This is a genomic window from Rouxiella badensis, from assembly GCF_026967515.2.
GTDB lineage: Bacteria > Pseudomonadota > Gammaproteobacteria > Enterobacterales > Enterobacteriaceae > Rouxiella > Rouxiella badensis.
The window spans coordinates 800,130-824,913 of record NZ_CP114062.1; the positions used below are offsets into that span (position 1 = coordinate 800,130).

The window sequence follows — 24,784 nt, forward strand, 5'->3', positions numbered from 1 at the left end:
ATCCTGACCCAGAGCTCCAGCAAAGGCGCGCCGTTTAGCGGCAATTTTCCGTTACCAAAGGTGACTTATAAAGATGACTTGTTATTTTGCTGCTTCACTTGGTCGAGCGCGCGCTGTGCCAGCTCGGTGAAGTAGGCCACGGCAGGGTCGATAATCGCCTCGTTAGGGTCAAACGACGGATGATGCAGTCCGAAACTGCTGGCGCTGCCAATGCTGACAAATGCGCCGGGCACGTGGTGCAAATAGAAGGCAAAATCCTCGCCGCCCATCTGCGGCGTAGCGACTTCGGTCTGGTAGCCGGTCTCTCTGGCGACGGACAGCGCAAAGTCGGCCCACTGCGGCGTATTCACCAGCGCAGGCGGGCCCGGCTGCCAGTTCAGGGTAGCGGTCGCGCCAAATCCACCGGCGATGCCGTTGATAAGCGTGCGGATACGTTCAGGGATCTCCCTGCGGATAGCCTCGTTATGAGTGCGCACGGTGCCCTCAAGCTCGACGCTCTGCGGCAACACGTTCCAGGTGTTGCCCGCGGTGAAACGGGTTACGCTGACCACCACCGACTCCTGAGAACTGTAAATGCGGCTCGCCAGCGTTTGCAAGGTGGTGACAATCTGGCTGCCGATAACGACAGAGTCGATGCCCTCGTGCGGTCGCGCGGCGTGTGCGCCTTTGCCCTGAATATTAATTTCAAAACGGTCAACGTTAGCGTAAAACGCGCCACCGCGAGTCTTGAGCGTGCCGAGCGGCAGGTCGGGGGCATTATGCATGCCGAAAATAGCCTGTACGCCTTCGAGTGCGCCCGCATCGATCAATTGCTGAGCGCCGTTGAAGGTCTCTTCCGCCGGTTGGAACAGAATGCGCACCCGGCCCTTGAGGTTTTTTTCCAGCGCTTTGAGCTGATAGGCGACGCCGAGCATCACGGAGGTGTGCACGTCGTGCCCGCAGGCGTGCATCACGCCCGGATTTTTAGAGGCAAAGGGTTGTGCCGTCGCCTCTTCAATTGGCAGTGCATCGATATCGGCACGCAGCGCAATCAGCGGTTCGCCCTGACCTATTTCAACCACCACACCGGTCTTCAGCGCAAAAGGCAGCACGCGGATATCGGCCTGTTTTAGCCAGGCGGTGATGCGCTCGGTGGTGGCAAATTCATGGTTGGAAAGTTCGGGATGCTGGTGCAGCTCACGCCGCCAGGAAATCAGCTGTTCGGATAAGGTGTCCGTCATAAAATCCTCAGGGTTTGAAAGAGATAAAAAGACTGAGCGGCGTTTAGGATCGTGAGTGGGCGTCACCGCCTCAGCGGACGCTACTATCATCCGAAGATGTCGGCGGCAGGTGAACCAACGATTTACGATAAGCTTTGCCGGAAAATAGATAATCCTATTGCCATATTTTTCATTCCCTTGCGCGGAATTGTTCTTTTACTCCCCTTGGGCGAGCGGTCACTATCAGCGATAAAGGAATGGAGATCCTCGCTTCGTTCTATTCTCGATTCTGGAGGAACCGTATGAGCGACAATTTTGCTGCGCAGTTGATTAAATGGCGCAGAACCCTGCATAGCTGGCCAGAGCTGTCGAATAAGGAACTGGAAACCACCGCCCGCATTCGTGAATGGCTACAGGCGGCGGATATTCGCATTCTGGATTACCCGATCCACACCGGCGTGGTCGCAGAGATAGGGCAGGGAGAGCAGCTGATTGCGCTGCGTGCCGACATCGATGCGTTGCCCATTCATGAGCAGACGCAGCTGGCCTATGCCTCAAAGAACGACGGTGTCATGCACGCCTGCGGACACGATATTCACACTTCGGTGATTCTCGGCGCGGCCCTACAGCTGAAGGCCCGTGAAGCGACATTGCCGGGCAGAGTCAGGCTGTTCTTCCAGCCGGGCGAAGAAAACTGCACCGGCGCTAAGCAGTTCATTAAGGCCGGTGCGCTGGACGGTATACAGGCAATTTTTGGCATGCATAACGAACCGGGTCTGCCGGTGGGGACCTTCGCGACGCGAGGCGGTGCCTTCTATGCCAACGCCGACCGTTTCATCATTAATATTCACGGTAAAGGGGCACACGCGGCGCACCCGGAGCAGGGCAACGACACTATTGTACTTGCCAGCCAGGTGATTCAGGCGTTGCAGGCGCTGGCCAGTCGCAGCTTTAACACGCTGGACAGCCTGGTGCTGAGCATCACGCGTATTGACGCCGGTAAAACGTGGAACGTCTTGCCAGAGAAGGTGATGTTTGGCGGCACGTTGCGTACTCACGACGTAAAGGTGCGTGAGCAGGTGCAGCAGCGGGTGATTCATCTGGTGAAAAGCCTGGTGGAAGCCAGCGGCGGAACGGCCGAGGTCAGCTGGACCGCAGGTCCACCGGTGCTGATTAACGACGAAAACTGGGCCAGAGTCAGCGCCGAGGTGGCTAAAGAAAGCGGCTATCGCGTGCGCACTGCCGATTTGCATCTGGGCGGTGAGGACTTTGCCATCTATCTGCAAAAGGTGCCGGGGGCGTTCGTGAGTATTGGCAGCGCCAGCGAATTTGGCCTGCATCACGACAGCTTTAATCCAGACGAGGCGCTGATTGCTCCGGCAGCGCACTATTTCTCGCAGCTGGCCGAGCATGCGCTAACGTTGCTGCGTGAAAACGCCGTGCAGGAAAGCACCGTTTAAGGGCTTTCCCGGCATAGAGCAGGCTATGACCAACCGGGCTACGTCATCACGTGTAGCCCGGCTGACTTGCACCTGCATTGTGAAGGGTTGCTTGCTAAGCGTGCAGCCCTTCTTTTACCTTCCCCGGTTATTGTCCTTCATCAGCCGTTTCTCAGCCTTATTCCTCTGATTAATTCATGATTTTTATCTGATTTTTATCTGATTTTTTGGTTAATTCTTGGTCGCTTTGGATATTGGCACAGCTGTTGCTTTGTTAGTGAACTAACAAGCGATGCGGTGCTGATAACAAAGCAACAGGGGCCTATGACCGAGAATCTGGATGTAATTGCACAAATCGAAGGCTCCTTCGCCACCCAAACGCCCACCGGAAAGCGCATCGCGGGCTATCTGCTCGCTAATCTGGCGCAAATTCCCTTTGAGACCGCCGACAGTATCGCACGCAGCGCCGCGACCAGCGGGATCTCGGTCGGGCGCTATCTGCGCAGTCTCGGCTATCGCAATCTTGATGATTTCAAGCAGACGCTGCGCCAGCAAAGTAGCGGCGCGATGTATCAACCGTGGGTGGTAACCGACCGTCTGGGCGCTTACCGCCAGCGCAGCAAGCAGCCACGGCAGGAGAAGTTTCAGCAGGCGCTGACGCTAGAACTTGAGGCGATTCAACACGTGTATCAGCTGGCGCAGAGCGAAGGTTTTGCACAAATCAGCCGCGGGCTGGCGGAGGCGGACGCGGTGTTTATCCTCGGCATTCAGTCAGTGCGCGGTATCGCCAACACCTTCTACAGCAATCTTGAATATCTGCGACCACAGGTCTATTTCGCCGACGGCCAGTCCGGCACCTACGTCGAGTCGCTCAACTCGGAATTTTCTTCGCCTTATTTGATTGTGAGCGACACGCGCGCCTATTCGGTGATCGCTCAGAAATATTGTAAAGCCGCCTGCGATCGCGGGCTGCGCGTCGGGCTGATCACCGACATCTATTGCCCTTGGGCCCATGACTACCCGGTTGACCTGTTGCAGATAAAGACCGACACCGGCCAATTTTGGGACTCGATGGCACCGTTAAGCTGCCTGTTTAACCTGCTGTGCTCGGCGGTGCTTGAGCTACGCGGCGGTGACGAGGTCGAGCAGCGTCTCGCCACCAACCGAATTTTGCAAAAAGAGTTTGGACAGTTCGAGTCCTGATGGCTCTGTGCACGCACCGAGCCGCTCAGGAAAACATTTCGGAACAGGGGATTGTAAAAATTATTATGAAACAACCAGACGTAACCTTGATTGACGTGACCAAACTTTTGCCGCAGGCGGTCATCGACATGAAGTATGCCAGCGACGATAACCTCACCGGTCAGGTGGTGTACTGCGAAAACCGCTGCTTACTGCATCCCGACGCCGCCACCGCCCTGGTGCGTTGTTTTGAGGTCGCGCAGCTTGCCGGTTTAAATCTGAAGATCTTCGACGCCTACCGCCCGAAGCAGGCACAGCATATCTTCTGGGCGGTGCTGCCCAACCCTGATTATGTCGCTGATATCAAAATCGGATCCCACCACAGCCGGGGCGTCGCCGTCGATCTTACGCTGACAGACGAGCGCGGGCAGGAGCTGGATATGGGCGCGGGTTTCGATGAAATGACCGAGCGCTCGCATCCATTCTACCCGCATCTCGCGCCAGAAATTCAGCGCAACCGCCTGCTGCTGAATGCGGTAATGGCGGCGGGAGGCTTTATCGGCATGCCGACCGAGTGGTGGCACTTCGAGCTGCCGAACTCGATTTCCTATCCCTTGTTGACCGACGTTTTTGACTGTTTTCCTTCAAAACACCTTGCCTGAACCTTGGCGCATTAACCTTTGCTACGTTTAAACACCAGGAGTTTGCAGATGTCGATTTCTACAGAAAATACCATCGTAAAATCTTTATTTAATAAGGCGTTATTACATAAAACGGCGTTGGCTGGTGCGGTCATCATGGCGCTGTCTGGTGTGACGACACAGTCGCAGGCCGCCGTGCCCAAGGACATGCTGGTGATTGGCAAGGCGGCGGATCCACAAACGCTGGATCCGGCGGTGACTATCGATAACAACGACTGGACGGTGACCTATCCGGCCTATCAGCGTCTGGTGGGCTATAAAACCGAAGACGGCAAGGGCTCGACGCAGGTCGAGGGCGACCTTGCCGCCAGCTGGACGTCGTCGGCAGACCAGCTGGTCTGGATCTTTACACTCAAGCCAGGTGCCAGGTTTGACGACGGTTCGGCGGTCAATGCCGACGCAGTAAAGGAGTCGTTTGACCGACTGATGAAGATTGGGCAGGGCCCGTCGGAGGCGTTCCCGAAAGACATGCAGGTATCGGTGGTTGACCCGATGACCGTGCGCTTCACCTTGAAAACGCCGTTTGCGCCGTTCCTCTACACTTTGGCCAACGATGGTGCGGGCATCGTCAACCCGGCAATTGCCAAGGCCAACCCAACCGACGACGGCAAAGCCTGGCTGTCGAGCCACACCGCCGGGTCGGGTCCGTACAAGCTCGAGCGTTGGCAGAAAGGCCAGCAGCTGGTGCTGGTCCCCAATACCTATTACAGCGGCCCGAAACCGGCCTTTAAGCGCGTGACGGTAAAAATCATCGGCGAAAGCTCGAGCCGACGTTTGCAGCTGTCGCGGGGCGATCTTGATATTGCGGACTCACTGCCTATCGACCAGCTCGCGGCGCTGAAGCAGGAGAACAAGGTTGCGGTGGAAGAATATCCCTCCCTACGCGTGACTTACCTCTACCTCAATAATGCCAAATCGCCGATGAATCAGGTCGATTTGCGCCGTGCCATCTCTTACGCGGTGGACTATCAGGGCATGGTGAAGGGCATTCTCGGCGGTAACGCCAAACAGATGCGCGGACCTATCCCCGACGGCATGTGGGGCTATGACCCGAAAGCGATGCAGTACAGCACCGACTTGAGTCAGGCCAAGGCCGACCTTGCTAAGGTCAAGACCCAGCCGGGTACGCTCGACTTCCTCTACTCCGACAGCGACCCAAACTGGGAACCGATCGCGCTTTCCGTGCAGGCGAGTCTGGCCTCGGCGGGCATTAAGGTGAAGCTCGAGAAGCTGGCTAATGCCACTATGCGTGACCGCATCGGACAAGGGGATTATGACATCTCGATCGGCAACTGGAGCCCAGACTTCGCCGACCCTTACATGTTCATGAACTACTGGTTCGAGTCGGACAAGAAAGGTCTGCCGGGCAACCGTTCGTTCTACTCCAACCCACAGGTCGATGATTTGCTGAAGAAAGCGGTATCGGTAACCGACCAGAAGCAGCGCACTGACTATTACCAGCAGGCGCAGAAAATCGTCATCGGCGAGGCGGCCTACGTTTATCTGTTCCAGAAGAACTATCAGGTGGCAATGAACAAAGACCTCAAAGGCTTTGTGTTCAACCCGATGCTCGAACAGGTGTTTAACGTCGCGCAGATGAGCAAGCAATAAGTTTTCCTTGCCGACTTAGGGTCGACGTTTCAAAGGCACCGAAGCGAGGAGTTTCGGTGCCGCGTTCAGGGGGATGTTATGACTTTTTGGACCATTATTCGCCAGCGCTGCTGGGGGCTGGTTTTGGTGATGATGGGCGTTTGCGTCATCACTTTTATCATCTCGCACATGATCCCCGGTGACCCCGCGCGGCTATTGGCGGGCGATCGCGCCAGCAACGAAATGGTGCTGCATATGCGCCAACAGCTGGGGCTCGATCAGCCGCTGTACGTGCAGTTTTACCGCTACGTCATTGATTTGCTTCATGGCAATCTTGGCGTCTCGATTCGTACCGGTCGACCGGTGCTTGATGACCTGCGGGTCTTTTTTCCCGCCACGCTTGAGCTGGCGTTCAGTGCGCTGCTGCTGGCCATTATTCTCGGTATTCCGCTCGGCGTACTCTCGGCGGTGTATCGCAACAAATTTCCCGACCACATCGTACGTATGCTGTCGGTGATAGGTATCTCGACGCCGGCATTCTGGATGGGCTTGGGGGTTATTATCCTGTTTTACGGCCATCTGAATCTGTTGCCGGGTGGCGGCAGGCTTGATGACTGGATGGATCCGCCGACCCACATCACCGGTTTTTACGTCATTGACTCTATTCTGACCGGCAATCGTGATGCGCTGTGGAACAGCCTGCAACACCTGCTGATGCCCGCGCTGACGCTGGCGTTTGTCCACATGGGTATCGTTGCGCGGCAGATTCGGTCGGCGATGCTCGAACAAATGAGCGAGGACTATATCCGCACCGCGCGTGCCAACGGGCTGTCGCACTGGCGGGTGATTATTTGTCACGCTTTGCCGAATGCGCTGATTCCGTCCGTGACTGTGCTGGGGCTGGCGATGGGCGATCTGCTCTACGGCGCGGTGCTGACTGAGACGGTATTTGCCTGGCCGGGTATGGGGGCCTACGTCGTCAGTTCGATTCAGGCGCTGGATTTCCCCGCGGTGATGGGTTTTGCGGTGGTGGTGTCCTTCGCCTATGTGCTGGTGAATTTATGGGTGGATTTACTCTACGTGTGGATTGATCCGCGTATCGGCAGAGTGGGGTAAGGCGATGTCATTACTTGAACCGGGCGTCGACAGCCGTCGCGCCGATATCGTGCCACCCGATGTAAAGCCGCGCTTTGCCTCGTGGCGCAAAACTGCGCACCTGCTTAGGCGCAGCCCGCTGACCCTGCTGGGGCTGGCAATCATGCTGATTGTGGTGTTCCTGATGGTGTTCTCACCTTGGCTGGTGCCGCATGACCCTAACGCTATCGATTTAACCGCGAGACTACAGGCCCCGTCAGCCGCGCACTGGTTCGGCACCGACGAAGTGGGGCGTGACCTGTTTAGCCGGGTGTTGACAGGCAGCCAGCAGTCGGTCGCGGCGGGTCTGGCGGTGGTTATTCTCGCAGGAAGTGTGGGCTCGCTGCTCGGCTGTTTTTCCGGCGTGATGGGCGGTCTGGTGGACGCGCTGATTATGCGCTGCATGGACATCATGCTGTCGGTTCCGTCGCTGGTACTGACCATGGCGTTGGCGGCGGCGCTGGGGCCGAGCCTGTTCAACGCCATGCTGGCGATCGCTATCGTGCGTATCCCGTTTTATGTGCGGCTGGCGCGTGGGCAAACGCTGATGCTGCGCCATCAGGCTTATATGCAGGCCACGCGCACCTTTGGTGCGTCGCGCTGGCATCTGATTACCTGGCACGTGCTGCGTAACGTACTGCCGCCGCTGGTGGTGCAGGCTTCTCTCGACATCGGTACCTCGATTCTGATGGCGGCAACGCTGGGCTTTATCGGGCTTGGCGCTCAGCAGCCCACGGCGGAGTGGGGCGCGATGGTCTCCAACGGCCGCAACTATATTCTCGACCAGTGGTGGTATTCCGCGTTTCCGGGCATGGCTATCCTGATTACGGCCACCGGTTTTAACCTGTTCGGCGACGGTCTGCGTGACCTGCTCGATCCGAAAAGCAGAGGGCGCTAACGATGGCAGAAGAAACGCAGAAGCCCGTATTGGAAATCAACGACCTGCGCCTGGTGTTTCCGGTTTACGGCGGAGAAATCAGCGCGCTGAACAATGTCTCGCTCCAGGTGAACGCCGGGGAAATTGTCGGGGTAGTGGGCGAATCAGGTTCGGGTAAGTCGGTCACGGCGATGATGTCGATGCGCCTCCTGCCGCAGGACAGCTTCGCCATTAAGGCCGGGGAGCTGCGCCTGCTGGGCACCGACGTCATCAACGCCAGTGATAAACAGATGCGTCAGCTGCGCGGCGCACGGGTGGCGATGATTTTTCAGGAACCGATGAACGCGCTGAATCCGACGCGCAAGATTGGCCGTCAGATGTGTGAAGTCATTCGTTTGCATCAGCATCTTACTCGCCAGCAGGCTTACCAGAAAGCCATCGGGCTATTGCAGGAGATGCAGATTGGTGACGCCGACCAGGTGATGGGGCGCTATCCGTTTGAGCTCTCGGGCGGCATGCGCCAGCGGGTGTTGATAGCGATGGCTTTTTCCTGCGAGCCGGAACTGATTATTGCCGATGAACCGACCACCGCCCTCGACGTGACCGTACAGCGTCAGGTGTTACGCCTGCTGCGTCGCAAAGCGAAATCCAGCGGCACGGCGGTGTTGTTTATTACTCATGACATGGCGGTGGTGTCGCAGCTCTGCGACCGCGTTTACGTGATGTACGCCGGGCACGTGATTGAAAGCGGTAAAACCGCGGAGGTGATCGGCCAGCCGGCGCACCCTTATTCAATAGGGCTATTGCAGGCCGCCCCCGAGAACGGCGAGCCGCGCAGTTTGCTGAAAGCCATCCCCGGCACGGTGCCGAATCTTGCCAAACTGCCTGCGGGCTGTGCGTTTCGCGGACGCTGTGCTCAGGGTGATGAACAGTGCGCGCAATCCCCCAAACTGATGCCGCTCGAGGGCCACGCGCAACAGCTTGTGTCTTGCTGGCATCCGCAGCGGATACCGACCCTTACCATGCAGGAGCAGGCCTGATGAATCTCGATGCATTGATTGAATTACAGGATATTCGCGTCCGTTTTCCGGCGAAATATAACTGGCTGGGTAAGCCGAAAGGCTACGTCAATGCGCTGAACGGCCTCGATCTCAACATCATGCGCGGCGAAACGCTGGGCATTGTCGGGGAGTCAGGCTGTGGCAAGAGTACCTTGGCACAGCTGTTGATGGGGCTGCAAAAACCGAGCAGCGGACAGCTGTTGCGGGCGCGCTCCGACGGTTCCTGGTTTGGTTCCGGCATGCAGATGGTGTTTCAGGATCCTCAGTCCTCGCTGGATCCGCGCCTGCCTGTCTGGCGCATCATCACCGAGCCGGTTTATGTGCAAAAACACAATTCGGTCAGCGAACGTCGACAGCTGGCCGAGGGGCTGGCAGAGCAGGTCGGTATTCGCAAGGAGTATCTCGACAGGCTGCCGCACGAATTTTCCGGCGGTCAGCGCCAGCGGATCTCCATTGCCCGCGCACTCTCGTCTGAGCCGGACATTATCGTGCTCGACGAGCCTACTTCGGCGCTGGATATTTCCGTTCAGGCGCAGATTCTCAACCTGTTGGTCGAGCTACAGCGCCAGCGTAATCTGACCTACGTGTTGATTTCGCACAACGTGTCGGTGGTTCGACACATGAGTTCGCGGGTTGCGGTGATGTATCTCGGACAGATTGTCGAACTGGGGCCTGCGGAAAAGGTGCTGACGCATCCGCAGCATCCGTACACCCGGCTGTTGCTGGACTCGGTCCCGCAGGCCGGTCGTTCTCTTGAAGAGGGACAGGAAGATAAAAAAGGGGAACTGCCGAGCAATCGCAATCTGCCGCAGGGCTGCTTTTTCCGCGAGCGTTGCCCCTTTGCGGGCGACGGCTGTCACATGCCGCAGGATCTCAGGGTTAATCTTTCCGGGGCTGCGGTGCGCTGTCATCGGGTAAGTTGAAGACTTCCCCCGCCGCGTTGGCTGGGGGAAAGTCAGGATAGCCGCATTGCCATCAGTGCGACTTGTACAACCTGTCGACGGTCTTTTCCCAGTCGAACGGAACGAGATCGCGATAGCTCAGGGAGTGGGCGGTCAGAGCGTCAATAAAGCCCTGCTGGGTTTCAACCGTCGCCTTACTCTGATGCGGGACCACGCCGACGTCTTCCAGCGTTTTCACCACTTCGCGCATCTCTTCTGCACGGCGTTTGCCGTGCTCGGCGACGCGGCTAATCAGGTAATGCGGCAGTTTGTCGTCCCAGCCCAGCGACGGGAAGCTGGCGTGCAGGGAGGCGAGCACCTCTTTCTCGACGCCGTATTGCCGTGCTGCACTCAGGCATTCGGTGGTCAGCGCCTCAAGCCCTTTGATCATGACGCTGCGGCACATCTTGATAGCCGAGGCTTCGCCGACTTCTGTGCTGTGAACCTGGCTGTTGAAACCTCGCGCATTCAGCCAAAGACGAGTCGCCTGTGCCTGTTTACCGCCCAGCAGCAGCGGCGTTTTTAGCCTTGCCGGAGGGAAGGGGGCCATCACCGCCACGTCAACGTACTCGCCGCCGTGCCGTGAGATAAACTCAGCCGCCTGACGCTTGGTGTTGGGCGACACCGAGTTCAAGTCCAGGAAGGTCTGCCCCCGGCCAATCAGGGTGGCCGCGTGTTCGGCAACGCTCAGTGCCTGCGCGGCGGTCACCGCAGAGAATATCAGCTGGCTTTCTTCCACCGCCTGGCTAAGTGAGGTTGCCAGACGGATTGACAGGTCCTGCGCCTTCTGCTGCATCGCCGGTTTATCGTGCAGCAGATCAAAAGCTACGATCGCCAGCTCGGGATAGTTTGCCTTCAGGTCGGTCGCCAGAATAGTACCGACCTCGCCAAGACCAATCAGCGCAACCCGCCTGACGTTGAGTTCCAAATCAGGCGTTGCCATGAGAGCCTCCTGCGTTTTTGCCGTCCCACAGGCTGCCTGGTATGGCAACGCGGCCTTCGAACAGCAGACGCGCAGTCCGCAACAATCCGCACCCAGTCAGTCTTTCAGCACCCGATGCGGCAGGATTAATGTGCAATTCGACGCTGAATTCGCCGGTTGGGTGCTCTACGCTGATGCGCGGACGTGTTCCCTCTGGCGTATTCGCCAGACCCTCGGTGACCGAACCCGGCAACAGACAGGCGCTGGCCACGCTGACCGCACCCAGCACCCCAATCGAGGCGTGGCAACGGTGCGGAATAAAGGTGCGGCTGGAAAGTGAACCGCCGTCGCGCGCCTCGGCAACCAGTGTCATCTTCGGTACCGTACGCTGCGCCACGTCGCCGAGATTCATTTTCGGACCGGCCTGGAGACGAATAGACTCGAGCTTAGCCTTTAGTTCGGTGTCGTCGTCGAGCTGCTGACGGGTCTCGTAACCGGTACGACCCAGATCGGCGGCGCGCAACAATACCACCGGCATGCCGTTGTCGATGCAGGTCACTTCGATACCGTCAAACTTGTCGATAACCTGACCGGTTGGCAGCAGTGACCCGCAGCTCGAACCGGCGATGTCGGCGAACTCAATCATAATTTCGGCGGCGGTACCCGGCACGCCGTCAATGCGTAAGCTGCCTTCGTACTCAACCTGCCCCTGCGGGGTAGGGATGTGGGCGATGGCAATTTGCCCGGTATTTTCCATGAAGATGCGCACCGGCGTGACGCCGTCCCGCGCCTCGACCAGACGTTGTTCGATGGCGAACGGACCCACGGCGGCGAGAATATTGCCGCAGTTCTGCCCGTAATCGACCACCGCCTTGTCGACGTTAACCTGCGCGAACAGGTAGTCAACGTCGGCGTCTTCACGCGCCGAAGGGCGAATGATGGCGACCTTGCTGGTCAACGGATCTGCGCCGCCGACGCCGTCAATCTGGCGCGGATCGGGGGAACCCATGACCGCCAGCAACACCTTGTCGCGAAGCTCGGCGTCTGCCGGAAGAGAGTCGGCCAGGAAGAAGGCCCCTTTTGAGGTGCCTCCGCGCATCAGGACACAGGGAATGCGAGTTTGCAACATCGTGCCTCCTCAACGCTTCAGCGATTTTTCCAGCGCTTCGGCGTCATCATAATAGGTCAGGCCTTTTTGCTCGAGGGTTGGGCGCATCTTGTAGATGTCCAGACCCAGCTCGCCGTCGGCCATGCGCGCACGCTTGCTCTCTTCCAGCGCTTCGCGTTGACGGCTGGCTTCAGCAACCTGGGCGACTTCTTCACGGCGAACCACGACGACGCCGTCGTCGTCGGCCACAATGGCGTCGCCCGGATAAATAATCTGACCGGCGCACAGCACGGGAATATTCACCGAACCCAGAGTCTCTTTCACGGTGCCCTGTGCATAGACGGCGCGTGACCAGACGGCAAAGCCCATCTCGCGCAGCGTGCGGGTATCGCGCACGCCAACGTCAGCCACGAGACCCACCACGCCGCGCGCCTTCAAAGAGGTCGCCAGCAGGTCACCGAAATAGCCGTCGGTGCATGGTGAGGTCGGTGCTACCACCAAGATATCGCCGGGCTTGCACTGCTCGACCGCGACGTGGAACATCCAGTTATCACCGGGCGCGACCAGCACCGTCACTGCGCTGCCCGAGATGGCGAGGTCACGTTGAATAGGACGAATTTCGCCGTCCAGCAGGCCTTTACGGCCCTGTGCTTCATGCACGGTGGCAACGCCAAACGCCGCCAGCGCCTCGACGTCCTGTTGCTTGGCACGTGGGATATTACGCACCACTACGCCTTTTTTACCGAGGATTAAACCGTCGTTGCTGCTCATGCAAGCTCTCCTGTCACGCGTGGGAAGATGCTCTGATAGCCTTCACCGTAAACGATGTTTTTGCTGGTGGTGATGCCAACGTTACGCTTGGCCTGCACACCGCGCTGCTGAGCGACGCGAGTGTAGTATTCCCACAGGTGTTCCTGACCGGCCATACACTGAATGGCGGCATACTTTTTGTCCCACACGTCGGTGATGTCGAGCAGGACGTCCGGTTTCCATTCACACTGCTCAGGCTGGTGCGGTTCGAAGCAATAAACCGGCGGAGCAGCAACGATAGGTTCGCCCGGCTTGTAGCCTTCTGCCTGCGCGATAATGCGGGCTTCCTGCGCCAGGTTGGTCGCCATTGGGTGATCGTAGTTGTACGGGTCTTTCAGGGAATGGGTCAGCACGAAGTGTGGCTGAATGCGACGGTAAACGTCGGCCAGACGGAACAGGTCGTCTTTGGTGGCGCGCAGTGGGTAGTCGCCCATGTCAAAGAACTCGACGCTGGCCCCCAGAATTTCTGCGGCGGCCATGGCTTCTTCGCGACGTGCGGCTTTAACCTTCTCTTCGGTCATCTCGCCTTTGCGCCACAGCTTGGCGGATTCGCCGCGCTCACCGAAGGACAGGCAAACGATATGGACCTTGTAACCCAGCTGAGTATGTTGCGCGATAGCACCGCCCGCACGCCATACAAAGTCAGCCGAGTGAGCACTGACAACCAGGGCGCTTTTTGCTGCGCTATCGGCAGCACCTTTGTTTGTATTTGTCATTTGCCTAATCCTTATCATTTTATATTTTGAGGGTACCAAACGCATCGCGTGGTCTGATTTCTATGCTGGCAGTGGACAGGGGACACAGGTAATTCATTTAATTGCAGCAGGTATGCGTTTTATTTATATTGCTGGTTCAGTTCACGAAAAAAAGACAGACGGGAGAAGGGGATGAGGCAAGAACGAGAGTTATGTAACCTGATGCAGATCCGGGCATTTTGTCAGGTCGTGGATCAGGGCAGCGTCTCGCGCGCGGCCGACGAACTGTTCCGCACCCAGTCGGCCATCACGCGGGCAATACGCGACCTCGAGGAGCATTTAGCCGTTCCCCTGTTTGAGCGCCACGCCAACGGTATGCTGCTAACCGATTACGGAAAATGCATTCTTCCGCGTGCCCGTCGTGCGATAGCCGACCTGCACGACACCGCCGAGCTGCTGACGCGCTTGCAGGGTAAAAATGCGCCGGGCAGAGCGCCTACAGAACCGCTGTATTTGTTCAACGTACGGCGGCTGCAAATCTTTGTTGCGCTCTGCAAGACGCGGCATATGCAGACCGTCGCCACGCTGCTGGGCCTGAGTCAGCCCGCCGTCTCGGCCGCGCTGAAGGTGCTGGAAAACGGTGCGGACACCTCGTTGCTCGAACGCACGCCCCAGGGCATGATCCCAAGTCTCGCTGGCCAGGAAATTGTGCCTAATATCCGACGTGCGCTGAACGAGCTGCGGCATATTCCCGCCGATATCGCGTCCCGTCAGGGGGTGCTGGTCGGTACCGTGCAGATAGGTGCGCTACCGCTGAGCCGAGCACGTCTGCTGCCGCAGGCCATCCTGTCGGTGACCGCCCGCTATGCCGGTATCAAGATCATTACCAACGAAAGTGCCTTTGCGGTGCTGGCCTCCGAGCTGCGTTCCGGCGAGGTGGATTTTATCGTCGGCGCGCTGCGCACCAGCGATTATGCGGCGGATATGGTGACCGAGACGCTGTTTACCGAAGAGATGGTTATTCTGGCGCGGCGCGGTCATCCGCTCAGCGAAACCTCGGTCGGACCTGAAGAGCTTCGCAACGCACGCTGGGTGCTGCCGCGATCCGAAACCCCCGCCAGAAAACTGCTGGAGAGCAGCTTTCAATCGATGAACATCCCGGCGCCGGATCCGGTAGTAGAGAGCGGCGACCTGGCTATCGTCCGTGGGCTGTTGCTCGATTCCGACATGCTGGCGGCGGTATCAGCCAGACAGTTGGAGCACGAACTGGACAACGGCGAACTGGTTACGCTCAACGTGGAGCTTGCCGACACCCGTCGCGCAATCGGCATTACCTATCGCGCCGGAAGCCTGCTGTCCCCGGCCGCCAACGCGATTATTGAAGCGATCCGCTCGCAGGCGAGCTAGCGAGACCTTTGCCGTTTTCGACCGCATTCAGACCATAACGATTTTTTCAGTAACGGCAGCAGGGTCTCCGTCGCCATCGCTAAAGCAAATAACCGCCTCATTCGGGAAAATCATCCTCAGGCAAGCTTGTGCAGCACGTCGCCCACGGCGTCGAACAGGCGGTCGAGATCCTGTTGTCCTGCGGTGAACATTGGCCCGAACTGTAGCGAATCTCCGCCAAAACGCACATAGAAACCGGCTTTCCACAGCGCCATGCCGGCATCAAACGGCCTGATGGCCGCATCATTATCGCGTGGAGCCAGCTGGATAGCCCCGACCAGGCCGCAGTTACGGATATCCACCACGTTCGGGCAGGACTTCAGGGCGTGAATTTTCCGCTCAAAGTGGGGGGCCAACTCGGCGGAACGTGCGATAAGCTGCTCATTCTCGAGAATATCCAGCGTTGCCAGCGCGGCGGCGCATGCCACCGGATGCGCCGAATAGGTATAGCCGTGCGGGAATTCAACCAGATGCTCGGGCAGGTTTTGCGACATAAAAGTCTGATAAATTTCACTCGACGCGACCACGCCACCCAGCGGCACGGCTCCGTTGGTGATTTGTTTGGCGAAGTTGAGAATGTCCGGCGTGACGCCAAAGTATTCTGCGCCCGACCAGCGGCCCATGCGGCCAAAGCCGGTGATGACCTCATCAAAAATCAGCAGGATATTGTGCTGGTCACAAATCTCGCGCAGGCGCTGCAGGTAGCCCTTTGGCGGCACAATTGCGCCCGCAGAGCCTGAAACCGGTTCGACAATCAGCGCTGCGATGTTAGAAGCGTCGTGCAGCTCAATCAGCTTGAGCATCTCGTTGGCCAGCTCAACCCCGCCGGTTTCGGCCATGCCCTGCGTAAACGCCATTCCACTTTGCAGCGTGTGCGGCAGGTGATCGACGTCCATAAACTGACCGAACATCTTGCGGTTACCGCCGATGCCGCCGAGGCTGGTGCCGGCGATATTTACTCCGTGATAACCGCGCGCGCGACCAATCAGTTTGGTTTTTGAGGCTTGACCTTTGATACGCCAATAGGCCCGCGCCAGTTTCACCGCCGTGTCGGCCGACTCAGAGCCGGATCCGGTGAAAAACACGTGGTTGAGCGGGTCGGGAAGGTGATTAACGATGCGTTCTGCCAGCTGGAAAGACAGCGGATGCGCGAACTGGAATCCCGGCGAGTAGTCGAGCGTGCCGAGCTGTTTGCTCACTGCCTGCTGAATTTCGCCACGCACATGACCGGCCCCGCAGGTCCACAGCGCCGACAGGCTGTCGTATATCTTGCGCCCGTCGTTATCGAACAGCCATTGCCCTTCGGCACCGACAATAAAGCGCGGATCGCGGTGGAAATTGCGGTTGGCGCTGAACGGCATCCAATGCGCATTCAGATTGAGTTTATCTACGTCAAAGGCGTTGGTCATGGCGTCTGTCCCGGTCTTGTTAAATGAGGTGATGACAGAGAGTTTGCAATGATTCGCCGGGTGAGTTAAATCTAAAACAACTCACGCTCAGATGTTGGATTACTCACCTAAATGCCAAAATCCAAAATTGGTCAGATTGCCGATGTCGATATCAAATTACTGAAGATATTCAAAACGGTAGCGGAATGCGGCAGCTTTACCGCCGCCGAAACGCTGCTGGGCATCACCCGTTCGTCGATAAGCCTGCACATGGGGGACCTCGAGAAACGTTTGGGGATCCGGCTTTGCCAACGCGGCAGGGCCGGTTTCGCGCTGACCGAAGAGGGGCGGGTGGTGCTGCGAGACAGCGAAACGCTGCTGGCGGCGGTTGAAAACTTTCGTCAGCAGGTCAATCAGATCCACGACCATCTGCGCGGCGAGTTTAACATCGGCATCATCAATAACCTGATAACCCAACCGCAGATGAAGGTCACCAATGCGCTGTCGCACCTGCGCGGCAAGGGGAAGGACGTAGTCATCAATATCAGCATGACGACGCAGGAAGAGATTGAGAGAAAGGTGCTGGATGGTCGGCTGCACGTCGGCGTGGTTCCGATGACGTCACCGCTTTCAGGTCTCGACTATCGGGCTATCTACAGTGAGAAATCCTCTCTCTATTGCGGTCGGCAGCATCCGTTGTTTGCGCATAGCGGCGAACTGCCCGAGGCGGCAATAGCCGGTTTGGACGCGGTGGTGCCCAATGGACGTATTACTCCGGAGACGCTCGCGCTTTATGGTCGAATGCAGGCGGCGGCGCGGGCCAGCGATCGTGAGGGCATTGCCTTTCTGATCCTCACCGGAAAGTTCGTCGGTTTTTTACCCGATCATTACGCCAATATCTGGGTCGAACGCGGCGAGATGCTGACGATAAATCCGCATCGGCTGTCGTTGAATACCGATATTGTGGTGACCACTCGAAAAGGGAGTAACAAGAATCTGCTGCTGGAGAGTTTTATGGCGGAGTTGTTTCACCCAACGAGTGAGCAATAAGGCCAGACGCCGCAATGATGTGGCGTCTGGCGGAGCGTTTTAGAAAATCTCGTTCATGTTCAACTGGCTCATCAGCAGCGCGTTATCACTGTAGTCGACCGGAATAGCCACCACCGCCGGACCTTGGACGTCCATCGCGGCGCGCAGGGTGCGCTCCAGCGAATCGGCGGAGGTTACCGCAAAACCCTTGGCCCCAAAGGCGTCGGCGTAGGCCTTGAAGTCAATCGGCCCAAATTCGATACCAGAAGTGCGATGATATTTTTTCTCTTCCTGAATCGCCACCATGTTATAGGCCTGATCGACCCAGATGATATGCAGCAGATTCACGCCCAGTCGTACCGCGGTTTCCAACTCCATGCTTGACTGCATGAAACCGCCGTCACCGGATACCGACACCACCTTGCGGCCAGGCTCGACCAGCGCCGCACCAATCGCCCAAGGCAGTGCGACACCCATCGTTTGCTGGCCGTTGGAGATAAGTACCTGACGCGCACGGAAGCTGTAAAGATAGCGTGCAATCCAGATATGAAAGCTGCCCATGTCCACGCACAGGGTCACGTCGCTGTTGACGATGTCCTGCATCGCGCGCACCAGCCGCAGCGGGTGAATGGCAAACTGATTCAGGCTGCGGCCTTTCTGATCCAGCAACTGCCGCTGTAAACGGCGTTCCTCAAGGATATCGATGGCTGCCGGGCTCAGCGCAATCTGCTGTTTTACCTGCTCCGTTAGCAGGTCCACGGTGGCGGCGATGTCGCCGACCAGCTCGATTTCAGGTTGATACAGGCTGTCGGTCTCGGCGGGCGTCACGTCGATGTGTACCAGTTTGGCCGTGCCGTTGCTCCACTGGGCAGGTTCGTACTCGACCGGGCTGTAGCCAATAGTGATCACCAGATCGGCGTTGCGCAGCAGGCGGTCACCGGCCTGATTGTTAAATAGTCCAACGCGGCCCGCGAAACGGTGGAATGAAGCCTGGTCAATAACCCCTGCCGCCTGATAAGTGCTGGTGACTGGCAGGTCGCCTTTATGCAGCAGACGGCGAATTGCCTCGGCGTTAGGGGGCTGACTGGCCATCAGACCTAATAGCAAGACTGGATTCTTGGCTTTCTCCAGTAATTTAGAGACTTCAAGAATGGCGCTGTGCGGCGCGCTGCCAAGGGTTGGCGAATAGGAGGCCAGCAGCTTGCCCCGCGTCGGCTTATTGATAAGGTCCATCGGCAGGCTGATAAATGCGGCCCCAGGACGGCCGAATTCGGCGGCGCGAAAACCGTTGGAAACTACCTCTGCCAGCGCGGAGGAGGAGATAGCCTCGGCCGAATATTTGGTGACCGGTTTGAACATCGACACGGTGTCCATCGTCTGATGCACCTGTTTCAGGTGGTCGGCGCGTTTCACCGCACCGCCCAACGCCACCATCGGGTCACCTTCAGAGTTGGCGGTGGCCACGCCGGTGATTAGATTAGAGCAACCCGGACCGGAGGTGACTAACGCCACGCCCGCCTTGCCGGTGAGGCGTCCGACCGCAGCGGCCATAAACGCGGCGTTGGCTTCGTGGCGGACCACGACGGTGTCGATTTTCGAGTCGACCAGCGAATCAAAGACGCGGTCTATTTTGGCCCCGGGAATGCCGAAGACGTGCTTGACGCCCTGTGCTTCGAGCTGAGCGACGACCAGGTCCGCGCCGCATTTCCATTCATCGTTTTTATCGATACTGCTGTTTGATTCTTTCATTTTTATCGCTCCTGTTAACTCTCAACGGCCCGAATGGCTTCCTGCAGGTTCTCTGGCGAGAGGTTGGCATTGAGGAAATCGGTATCCCATGGGAAGTCGATCATCAGCTTTTCAACGGTGCCAAACTTCAGCGTGCCGCGCTCGACCTGATAGTCCAGCACGTGACCGCCGCTGCTGCGCGCCTCGTTGATAAAGTGTTCGTGATAGCCCGCAACGTTGATGCCCTGCATGTATTCCGGGGTTAGAAAACCGATCAGCACGCCGCGATTGTTCTCGATGTGAAAGGTGGGCTGTTGTTTCACCGCCTCAAGCATCGGTTTATAGGGACGATGCTGTTCCGGTACGGTGCGGGTATCGACACGGCTAAATTCGCCGTCAATGCGCAGGGCGCAGAAGCTGTTCTGACTGGCGATGACCTTATCGATGACCTGATGAATCTCTTCACGGGTATGCGGACAGTCTATTTTGTATTCATTAGTGGGGTTAAAGAATGTCATCGTTGCAAACGGCGTTTTTTGGTCGGACGTGGCGCGTCTCGCAGTGCCGTCTCCGCGCAGTTGGAAGATGTTGCCGTCGAAGGCGATCAGCTCGCCGTCGAGTTTGTTGAAAGTGCCAAGGCCGAAGTCACCGTGCTCGCGCAGCTGCGCCATGGTGGTATCGCCTTCATAGACGCCGCTGAGTAGGGCGCTCATCAAAGAAGCCTGATAGAGGACATTGGAACGTGAAACAGAAAGGTTGCTCATACGGGGGCTCCGGAAAATCCATTAACAAGATTAACTAAAGGTTGACTCCATTCCGCCCTGAGTTCCAATATGAAGAGGTGTTCACTTTGAGACGTTTTTAATATGGAACTTCGTCATCTGCGTTACTTTGTTGCCGTAGCAGAGACAACTAATTTTACCCGGGCAGCGGAACGCCTCGGCATCTCGCAGCCCCCTTTGAGTCAGCAAATTCAACGGCTTGAGCATGAAGTGGGTACGTCATTACTGAGGCGTTTAACGCGCGGCGTTGAGCTAACCGAGGCCGGTCAAGTGCTGTATGAGGACGCGCGGATTATCCTTAAACTCTCCGATGCCGCCCTGGAGCGCACCCGCAGCGTGGCGCGAGGTATGAACGGCTTCTTACGCATCGGCTTTGCCAGCTCGTCGGCGTTTAATCCGCAGGTCTTCTCGCTGTTGCATCACTATCGCGACAAATATCCCGGCGTGAAGCTGGAGCCTCAGGAAAAGGACATGTCAGCACTCATGACTGCGCTGAGTGAGGGCACCATCGATTTGGCGTTTATTCGTTTGCCGTGCGAGCGCAGCAAGGAATTTAACCTGCGGGTGATTGATAACGAGGAGATGATGGTTGCGCTGCCCAAGATGCATCCGTTGAGCCGGGGGGCGAGCGTTTCACTGGGTGAGCTACGTAATGAAACCCTGATAACTTTTCCCCGCGATCTGTCGCCAGGACTGTACGATGCGGTGATTGCGGCCTGTGAAGACGCAGGCTTCACGCCGAATCTGGGCCAGCAGTGCCCGCAGATTGCTTCGTCGCTGAGCATGGTGGCGACCGGTTTTGGCTATGCGCTGGTACCGGCCTCGTTAAGTAAAATCGATGCCGATAACGTCCGCTGCCTGCCTGTCTCGAACCAACGGATCACCACGCAGGTCGCGCTGGCATGGCGGCGGACCTCGCAGTGCAAATCGGCTCAGCATTTGCTGAATTTGATTACCTCAGCGCGGGGAGTTGAGGGCATGACGAGCTCGGTAAGCGATCATTTTTGAGTCAGGATTGCCATTCTGTCAGCACCTGGGCGGTGGGTTTTACCAGAATTGGATTGCCTGGTTGGTCAAAGTTTTCCCAAACTTCATTATGCTGATTGATCAGCGCCTCGGCGGAAACCCATTTTCTTTCCGACGTGGTGTGCGCATCTGCTACGGCGGTGATGCGATACCCTGCGGCGCAGCCCGATTTGATGGTGCTGTCCAGGCAGTAGTCTGACGCGCAACCGCAAATAGTAAACGCCTGCTCCGAAAGTTCTTTCAGCAGGCTGGCCAAAGAGGTGTGTGAAAACGCGTCACAGGCGGTTTTTTTGACGTAAAAGACCTCTTTGGGGGTCAAAACATCAGGCAGTAGCGCATAGTTTTGGCTCCCCTCCATCATGCCGTCACACTCGTGCTGGATGAAAATCACTCTGTCTGCGGCAGCAATCAAGGCGTTTATCTTCTGAATTTTCTCTTGAGCCTGAAAGCGCGGGGTCGCAAAAACGCCGTTTTGCATATCGACAACGATGAGGGTGTTCATTGGACTCCTAACTGAAGTTTACGCCGGGATAGGTATTCCGGCGCGTTGTTTTCTGTCGGCAAATCTATCGCATACGGCCCAGTCGGTTTCTTTTGTAGTCGCAGTAGCCTTTGAACATGTAACGTAATTTCAGCCACTTTTGTTTCTCAAAGAAGATAACGCCGAGCAGTAACATGATATTGAACTTGGCATAATCGCGAGTGAAATCAGGGAAACGTTCGCGCAGCAGGAAGCGGTTACGGATGATGTAATACTTTCTGACGGCACCGTGGTGCATCACCAGGAGTCGGCGGGGGAACAGGAAAGCGTGCGACTTCGCGTCACCGATTTTGTGCTGCATCCGTGCGTTATCGAAGGTATAAATCTTGTAGTTAAACTGGGTCAGCTTGTAGCACAGGTCGTGGTCCACTTCGTCGATGAATAATTTGTCATCGAAGCCGCCAATCTGTTGATAGGCGGTGAGATTGAGGAGGTTGCCTGAGGTGATGACCCGCGTCGCGTAGCCGATGGGATGAAATTCATTAGTCCACGGCGTGAAGAGCGCAATACTCGGGTCTTCAATCTTTTTGCTTTCGAATGAGGCAATAAACTTGCTCATCTCGACGGGATCAAAACTGGAGTCTTGATCCATGGTCAATATCCAGTCATAACCTTGTTCGATAGCGCGTTTACAGCCCTTATTTAACGCGGTGGCGATGCCCAGGTTATCAAGATTCGGGATGTACTGAATATGCCCGTCATTCTGATTAAGCGAGCTGAGCAGGGCTGAATTATCATTCGCCGAATTGTCGATCACGTAGAGGTTTTTCAGGAAGCCGACATAGCTGCGAATATTGTCGACTTCTTTTTCTGTAGGATTGTACCAAACCACGACCCCGGCCAATGGGGTTGAATTAACTATATTCTGTTCATCAGACATTTAAGAACGTCTCCATATGGACTTGGTTTTGGATACAATCAAAATCGCAACCAGCGCCTCGGTGACCAGCACCGAAATAGCCGCACCGTCTGCGCTTGCCAACCATATTAATGGGAAAATAATCACAGTATTGAGTATCGCACCCAACCAGAGTATCTGGCTAAACTCTTTTCTCATCCCAATAATTAACATCCCCTGTACCCCTAATACCGTGCTCACGCTGATAAAGAAAATAAGCGGGGCGAGCAGCACCAGGATAGAAATCGATTCGTGATAGGTCTTACCGTAAAAGAGATCAATGATTTGATGGGAGAAAATCATCAGCAACAGCGTCATCAGCAGCGCGACCGCGTTTTGTCCGACCAGCAATAGCCGAATCATTCTCAGGCCTTTGGCCTTATCAATCGACATCAGCGAGCTTATTCTAGGGTAGAACACGCTGGTCACCGGGCTCATCAAACCCTGTATCGCCTGGCGGATCCTGTCTGCTGCCACATAGTAGCCTACGGTAACTGGCCCTGCGGCAAATCCCAGAAATACCGGGATACTGTTGACGTAAAGGCTGCCCGCAATATTCGACAGGAAGATATAGCGCCCGTCCTGAATAAGTTCTTTGAGCTGCCCAAGGGTCGGACGGGTCCATTCAATCCACTTCTCGCGATAAATCATGTAGAAGCTAAACAGAGAGCCCAGAATGAATCCTGCACCGGTAATCAGGGCCACAATCCAGGTATCAGCCGGAGAACTCACGAAAATAAAGATCAGCGGGATGGTGACAATTTTGGCCAATATATTCGAGATTGCCATCCAGCCCATCTTTTCCTTGCCCTGAAACAGCCAGGAGGGAACGTAGGCCGCGCCGACAACCGAGGTGTAAGAAACAATAATGACCGTGCTGTAATCTTTGAGGCCGGGCACAAGAAGCAGGATCGCCACCATCAGCAGCGCGCCAAGGATGACTAAAATGGTTTTACAAAACAGCACTCCCCAAAACACCTGACTGACCAGCGTTTTATCGTCTTTATGAATGGCTATTTTATTGGTGGCGGAGAGATCAAAACCGTATTGGACGAGAAGGGTGAAATATTGGACGAAGGCTAACGAGAATCCGAGTACACCGTATTCACTAGGTCCTAGCACTCTTACCAGATAGGGGAGTGTGATAAGGGGTAAAATATATCCGGCTCCCTGTATCATAAAGAGCGATAATATATTTTTGACCATGGTTTTGTTCACTGAAAAGGCACTCCCAAAATAGTTATCATGCGTTCCTGACACTTACCTTCAATTAACGTGGGCAATAGCCGATCCCCGTCACAAAATTGACCTTGGCAGTGTAGCCCTATTACCTCAGTTTTTTCAAGGTTCAACTTTTTTAATCAGATACCTAGGATAGGTGATGCCTTCTGGAAGGACGAGAAAATGCCCTCGGCGATTGAACAGCAAACGTGCGCAGTGGAGGGAGGAAAAACGACGCCAGTGCACTGAAAAGCACGTGCGTCGATGATGGAAAAACCCCTGTGACACCCTGTGCCCAATCAGCCGCATATTGCGGCTATATTCAGGCTGTGGGAGGGATTGTGTTGTCATTGCCGCACCTTGATTATTATTTAATGAGCGGAGTTTTTATGATGGCGGCATAAATGACAACGAACGAAAAAATCTATGTTTATTCTAACTACTTTCAGCGGTCTGGCACTGACCTCGCGGTCTCTAAAAGCCTCAGCGACAGGGCAATCACCTGCGATAAGTCGTTTCGACTCACGCCGTCGCGCGCCTGAACAGACAGGCCGTGCAGGACGGTAGCAAAATAGTTTCCCAGCAGGTCTGCCGAGGCGTCGGCGGAGAGTTGCCCTTCCTGTGCCGCCCGACGGAATCTGTCGATAATGCCCTGCGTTCTTTGATTGCGCTGCTGTGAAAGCCACTCGGCGAGAGACTGATTCTCATCGCTAAGTCCGCTGGTGGAAGAGACCACCATACAGCCAAGGTGAAGCGGCTGGGCGGTGTACAGCAGTACGGCGTCCTCCAGCAAGCGGGAGATAGCGTGGGTAATGTCCGGCTCCCTGAGTGCGCGTTCAGCGAATCCGCCTTCGTTTTCCTCATAATGCGCAACGGCTTCCCGAAACAGCTGCTCCTTTGAGCCGAAGGCCTTATAAATGCGTGCCGATGCGATGCCCAGTGTCGCAACCAGACTTGACATCGACGTGCCCTCATAGCCGCAGCGCCAGAATAAGTCTCGGGCGTCGTTCAGCGCGGTATCGCGGTCAAATTCTCTCGGTCTTCCGGCCATCATGCTCTCTCATTG

General features: G+C 56.5%; 23 protein-coding genes. 11 read left to right on the forward strand and 12 right to left on the reverse strand.

What is annotated here, in order from left to right:
* Positions 1–65 precede the first annotated feature (65 nt).
* Positions 66–1,220, reverse strand: coding sequence for an amidohydrolase (locus O1V65_RS03870; protein ID WP_084913053.1), 1,155 nt, complete (start codon positions 1,218–1,220; stop codon positions 66–68).
* Positions 1,221–1,501: 281 nt separating this feature from the next.
* On the opposite strand from O1V65_RS03870, the gene O1V65_RS03875 reads away from it, so the two are divergent.
* The 8 genes from O1V65_RS03875 to O1V65_RS03910 all read left to right on the forward strand — a co-directional run bounded on the left by O1V65_RS03875 (position 1,502) and on the right by O1V65_RS03910 (position 10,106).
* Positions 1,502–2,659: an amidohydrolase gene (locus tag O1V65_RS03875; protein ID WP_017490115.1), complete on the forward strand. Its 1,158-nt coding sequence runs from the start codon at positions 1,502–1,504 to the stop codon at positions 2,657–2,659.
* Positions 2,660–2,962: 303 nt separating this feature from the next.
* Entirely contained in the window at positions 2,963–3,841 is an 879-nt protein-coding gene (locus tag O1V65_RS03880; RefSeq protein ID WP_017490116.1) for a MurR/RpiR family transcriptional regulator, read from the forward strand.
* Between the two features lie 65 nt (positions 3,842–3,906).
* Positions 3,907–4,482 carry a D-alanyl-D-alanine dipeptidase gene (ddpX, locus tag O1V65_RS03885; RefSeq protein WP_026110289.1) on the forward strand — a complete coding sequence of 192 codons (576 nt, stop codon included), beginning with the start codon at positions 3,907–3,909 and terminating at the stop codon, positions 4,480–4,482.
* Between the two features lie 135 nt (positions 4,483–4,617).
* Complete coding sequence (locus tag O1V65_RS03890; RefSeq protein ID WP_269130510.1) at positions 4,618–6,132, forward strand: ABC transporter substrate-binding protein; 1,515 nt, start codon at positions 4,618–4,620, stop codon at positions 6,130–6,132.
* A 78-nt stretch (positions 6,133–6,210) separates the two neighbouring features.
* Positions 6,211–7,227, forward strand: a complete 1,017-nt coding sequence (locus O1V65_RS03895) for an ABC transporter permease (RefSeq protein ID WP_269130199.1) — start codon at positions 6,211–6,213, stop codon at positions 7,225–7,227.
* Positions 7,228–7,231: 4 nt separating this feature from the next.
* Positions 7,232–8,143: a D,D-dipeptide ABC transporter permease gene (gene ddpC / locus O1V65_RS03900; RefSeq protein WP_017490120.1), complete on the forward strand. Its 912-nt coding sequence runs from the start codon at positions 7,232–7,234 to the stop codon at positions 8,141–8,143.
* A 2-nt stretch (positions 8,144–8,145) separates the two neighbouring features.
* Complete coding sequence (locus tag O1V65_RS03905; RefSeq protein ID WP_227952906.1) at positions 8,146–9,162, forward strand: ABC transporter ATP-binding protein; 1,017 nt, start codon at positions 8,146–8,148, stop codon at positions 9,160–9,162.
* Positions 9,162–10,106, forward strand: a complete 945-nt coding sequence (locus O1V65_RS03910; RefSeq protein ID WP_084913058.1) for an oligopeptide/dipeptide ABC transporter ATP-binding protein — start codon at positions 9,162–9,164, stop codon at positions 10,104–10,106. The genes O1V65_RS03905 and O1V65_RS03910 overlap by 1 nt, the downstream gene beginning before the upstream one ends.
* 52 nt (positions 10,107–10,158) lie before the next feature.
* Here O1V65_RS03910 and O1V65_RS03915 read toward each other — a convergent pair whose 3' ends face one another.
* Genes O1V65_RS03915 through galB form a run of 4 tightly spaced genes read right to left on the reverse strand, consistent with a single transcriptional unit; the run spans position 10,159 to position 13,680 of the window.
* A complete protein-coding gene (locus O1V65_RS03915; RefSeq protein WP_017490123.1) occupies positions 10,159–11,067 on the reverse strand; it encodes an NAD(P)-dependent oxidoreductase in 909 nt (302 codons plus the stop codon).
* Positions 11,054–12,175, reverse strand: a complete 1,122-nt coding sequence (locus O1V65_RS03920; protein ID WP_017490124.1) for a 4-oxalomesaconate tautomerase — start codon at positions 12,173–12,175, stop codon at positions 11,054–11,056. Before O1V65_RS03920 ends, O1V65_RS03915 begins: the two co-directional genes overlap by 14 nt.
* A 9-nt stretch (positions 12,176–12,184) precedes the next feature.
* On the reverse strand, positions 12,185–12,925 hold the full coding sequence (locus O1V65_RS03925; RefSeq protein ID WP_017490125.1) for a 4-carboxy-4-hydroxy-2-oxoadipate aldolase/oxaloacetate decarboxylase: 741 nt from the start codon (positions 12,923–12,925) through the stop codon (positions 12,185–12,187).
* Complete coding sequence (gene galB / locus O1V65_RS03930; RefSeq protein ID WP_017490126.1) at positions 12,922–13,680, reverse strand: 4-oxalmesaconate hydratase; 759 nt, start codon at positions 13,678–13,680, stop codon at positions 12,922–12,924. The genes O1V65_RS03925 and galB overlap by 4 nt, the downstream gene beginning before the upstream one ends.
* A gap of 171 nt (positions 13,681–13,851) precedes the next feature.
* On the opposite strand from galB, the gene O1V65_RS03935 reads away from it, so the two are divergent.
* A complete protein-coding gene (locus O1V65_RS03935) occupies positions 13,852–15,066 on the forward strand; it encodes a LysR family transcriptional regulator (protein WP_026110292.1) in 1,215 nt (404 codons plus the stop codon).
* Between the two features lie 116 nt (positions 15,067–15,182).
* Here O1V65_RS03935 and aptA read toward each other — a convergent pair whose 3' ends face one another.
* Positions 15,183–16,514: an omega-aminotransferase AptA gene (gene aptA / locus O1V65_RS03940; RefSeq protein ID WP_017490128.1), complete on the reverse strand. Its 1,332-nt coding sequence runs from the start codon at positions 16,512–16,514 to the stop codon at positions 15,183–15,185.
* Positions 16,515–16,625: 111 nt separating this feature from the next.
* On the opposite strand from aptA, the gene O1V65_RS03945 reads away from it, so the two are divergent.
* Positions 16,626–17,543, forward strand: a complete 918-nt coding sequence (locus tag O1V65_RS03945; protein ID WP_017490129.1) for a LysR family transcriptional regulator — start codon at positions 16,626–16,628, stop codon at positions 17,541–17,543.
* 39 nt (positions 17,544–17,582) lie between these two features.
* On the opposite strand, the gene alsS is transcribed toward O1V65_RS03945, so the two are convergent.
* Complete coding sequence (gene alsS, locus O1V65_RS03950) at positions 17,583–19,271, reverse strand: acetolactate synthase AlsS (RefSeq protein ID WP_165429436.1); 1,689 nt, start codon at positions 19,269–19,271, stop codon at positions 17,583–17,585.
* 14 nt (positions 19,272–19,285) lie between these two features.
* Positions 19,286–20,014 carry an acetolactate decarboxylase gene (gene budA / locus O1V65_RS03955; RefSeq protein ID WP_084913061.1) on the reverse strand — a complete coding sequence of 243 codons (729 nt, stop codon included), beginning with the start codon at positions 20,012–20,014 and terminating at the stop codon, positions 19,286–19,288.
* A 102-nt stretch (positions 20,015–20,116) separates the two neighbouring features.
* Here budA and O1V65_RS03960 point away from each other — a divergent pair, with 102 nt between their 5' ends.
* A complete protein-coding gene (locus O1V65_RS03960) occupies positions 20,117–21,040 on the forward strand; it encodes a LysR family transcriptional regulator (protein WP_017490132.1) in 924 nt (307 codons plus the stop codon).
* A gap of 1 nt (position 21,041) precedes the next feature.
* Here O1V65_RS03960 and O1V65_RS03965 read toward each other — a convergent pair whose 3' ends face one another.
* From O1V65_RS03965 to O1V65_RS03980, 4 genes are all read right to left on the reverse strand, one after another.
* Positions 21,042–21,560: an isochorismatase family protein gene (locus O1V65_RS03965; protein ID WP_017490133.1), complete on the reverse strand. Its 519-nt coding sequence runs from the start codon at positions 21,558–21,560 to the stop codon at positions 21,042–21,044.
* Positions 21,561–21,624: 64 nt separating this feature from the next.
* Positions 21,625–22,479 carry a glycosyltransferase family 2 protein gene (locus O1V65_RS03970; RefSeq protein WP_017490134.1) on the reverse strand — a complete coding sequence of 285 codons (855 nt, stop codon included), beginning with the start codon at positions 22,477–22,479 and terminating at the stop codon, positions 21,625–21,627.
* A complete protein-coding gene (locus tag O1V65_RS03975; protein WP_038327550.1) occupies positions 22,480–23,703 on the reverse strand; it encodes a flippase in 1,224 nt (407 codons plus the stop codon).
* Between the two features lie 460 nt (positions 23,704–24,163).
* Entirely contained in the window at positions 24,164–24,769 is a 606-nt protein-coding gene (locus tag O1V65_RS03980; RefSeq protein WP_084913065.1) for a TetR/AcrR family transcriptional regulator, read from the reverse strand.
* Positions 24,770–24,784: the final 15 nt, after the last annotated feature.

What these genes read in the sequence shown, in the direction of transcription:
- O1V65_RS03895 (WP_269130199.1), top strand. Translation starts at nt 6,211, where the DNA reads ATGACTTTTTGGACCATTATTCGCCAGCGCTGCTGGGGGCTGGTTTTG.
- O1V65_RS03965 (WP_017490133.1), bottom strand. Translation starts at nt 21,560, where the DNA reads ATGAACACCCTCATCGTTGTCGATATGCAAAACGGCGTTTTTGCGACC.
- O1V65_RS03905 (WP_227952906.1), top strand. Translation starts at nt 8,146, where the DNA reads ATGGCAGAAGAAACGCAGAAGCCCGTATTGGAAATCAACGACCTGCGC.
- O1V65_RS03935 (WP_026110292.1), top strand. Translation starts at nt 13,852, where the DNA reads ATGAGGCAAGAACGAGAGTTATGTAACCTGATGCAGATCCGGGCATTT.
- O1V65_RS03875 (WP_017490115.1), top strand. Translation starts at nt 1,502, where the DNA reads ATGAGCGACAATTTTGCTGCGCAGTTGATTAAATGGCGCAGAACCCTG.
- O1V65_RS03980 (WP_084913065.1), bottom strand. Translation starts at nt 24,769, where the DNA reads ATGGCCGGAAGACCGAGAGAATTTGACCGCGATACCGCGCTGAACGAC.
- O1V65_RS03890 (WP_269130510.1), top strand. Translation starts at nt 4,618, where the DNA reads ATGGCGCTGTCTGGTGTGACGACACAGTCGCAGGCCGCCGTGCCCAAG.
- alsS (WP_165429436.1), bottom strand. Translation starts at nt 19,271, where the DNA reads ATGAAAGAATCAAACAGCAGTATCGATAAAAACGATGAATGGAAATGC.
- O1V65_RS03970 (WP_017490134.1), bottom strand. Translation starts at nt 22,479, where the DNA reads ATGTCTGATGAACAGAATATAGTTAATTCAACCCCATTGGCCGGGGTC.
- aptA (WP_017490128.1), bottom strand. Translation starts at nt 16,514, where the DNA reads ATGACCAACGCCTTTGACGTAGATAAACTCAATCTGAATGCGCATTGG.
- O1V65_RS03975 (WP_038327550.1), bottom strand. Translation starts at nt 23,703, where the DNA reads ATGGTCAAAAATATATTATCGCTCTTTATGATACAGGGAGCCGGATAT.
- O1V65_RS03870 (WP_084913053.1), bottom strand. Translation starts at nt 1,220, where the DNA reads ATGACGGACACCTTATCCGAACAGCTGATTTCCTGGCGGCGTGAGCTG.
- O1V65_RS03880 (WP_017490116.1), top strand. Translation starts at nt 2,963, where the DNA reads ATGACCGAGAATCTGGATGTAATTGCACAAATCGAAGGCTCCTTCGCC.
- galB (WP_017490126.1), bottom strand. Translation starts at nt 13,680, where the DNA reads ATGACAAATACAAACAAAGGTGCTGCCGATAGCGCAGCAAAAAGCGCC.
- budA (WP_084913061.1), bottom strand. Translation starts at nt 20,014, where the DNA reads ATGAGCAACCTTTCTGTTTCACGTTCCAATGTCCTCTATCAGGCTTCT.
- O1V65_RS03910 (WP_084913058.1), top strand. Translation starts at nt 9,162, where the DNA reads ATGAATCTCGATGCATTGATTGAATTACAGGATATTCGCGTCCGTTTT.
- O1V65_RS03945 (WP_017490129.1), top strand. Translation starts at nt 16,626, where the DNA reads ATGCCAAAATCCAAAATTGGTCAGATTGCCGATGTCGATATCAAATTA.
- O1V65_RS03960 (WP_017490132.1), top strand. Translation starts at nt 20,117, where the DNA reads ATGGAACTTCGTCATCTGCGTTACTTTGTTGCCGTAGCAGAGACAACT.
- ddpC (WP_017490120.1), top strand. Translation starts at nt 7,232, where the DNA reads ATGTCATTACTTGAACCGGGCGTCGACAGCCGTCGCGCCGATATCGTG.
- O1V65_RS03925 (WP_017490125.1), bottom strand. Translation starts at nt 12,925, where the DNA reads ATGAGCAGCAACGACGGTTTAATCCTCGGTAAAAAAGGCGTAGTGGTG.
- O1V65_RS03915 (WP_017490123.1), bottom strand. Translation starts at nt 11,067, where the DNA reads ATGGCAACGCCTGATTTGGAACTCAACGTCAGGCGGGTTGCGCTGATT.
- ddpX (WP_026110289.1), top strand. Translation starts at nt 3,907, where the DNA reads ATGAAACAACCAGACGTAACCTTGATTGACGTGACCAAACTTTTGCCG.
- O1V65_RS03920 (WP_017490124.1), bottom strand. Translation starts at nt 12,175, where the DNA reads ATGTTGCAAACTCGCATTCCCTGTGTCCTGATGCGCGGAGGCACCTCA.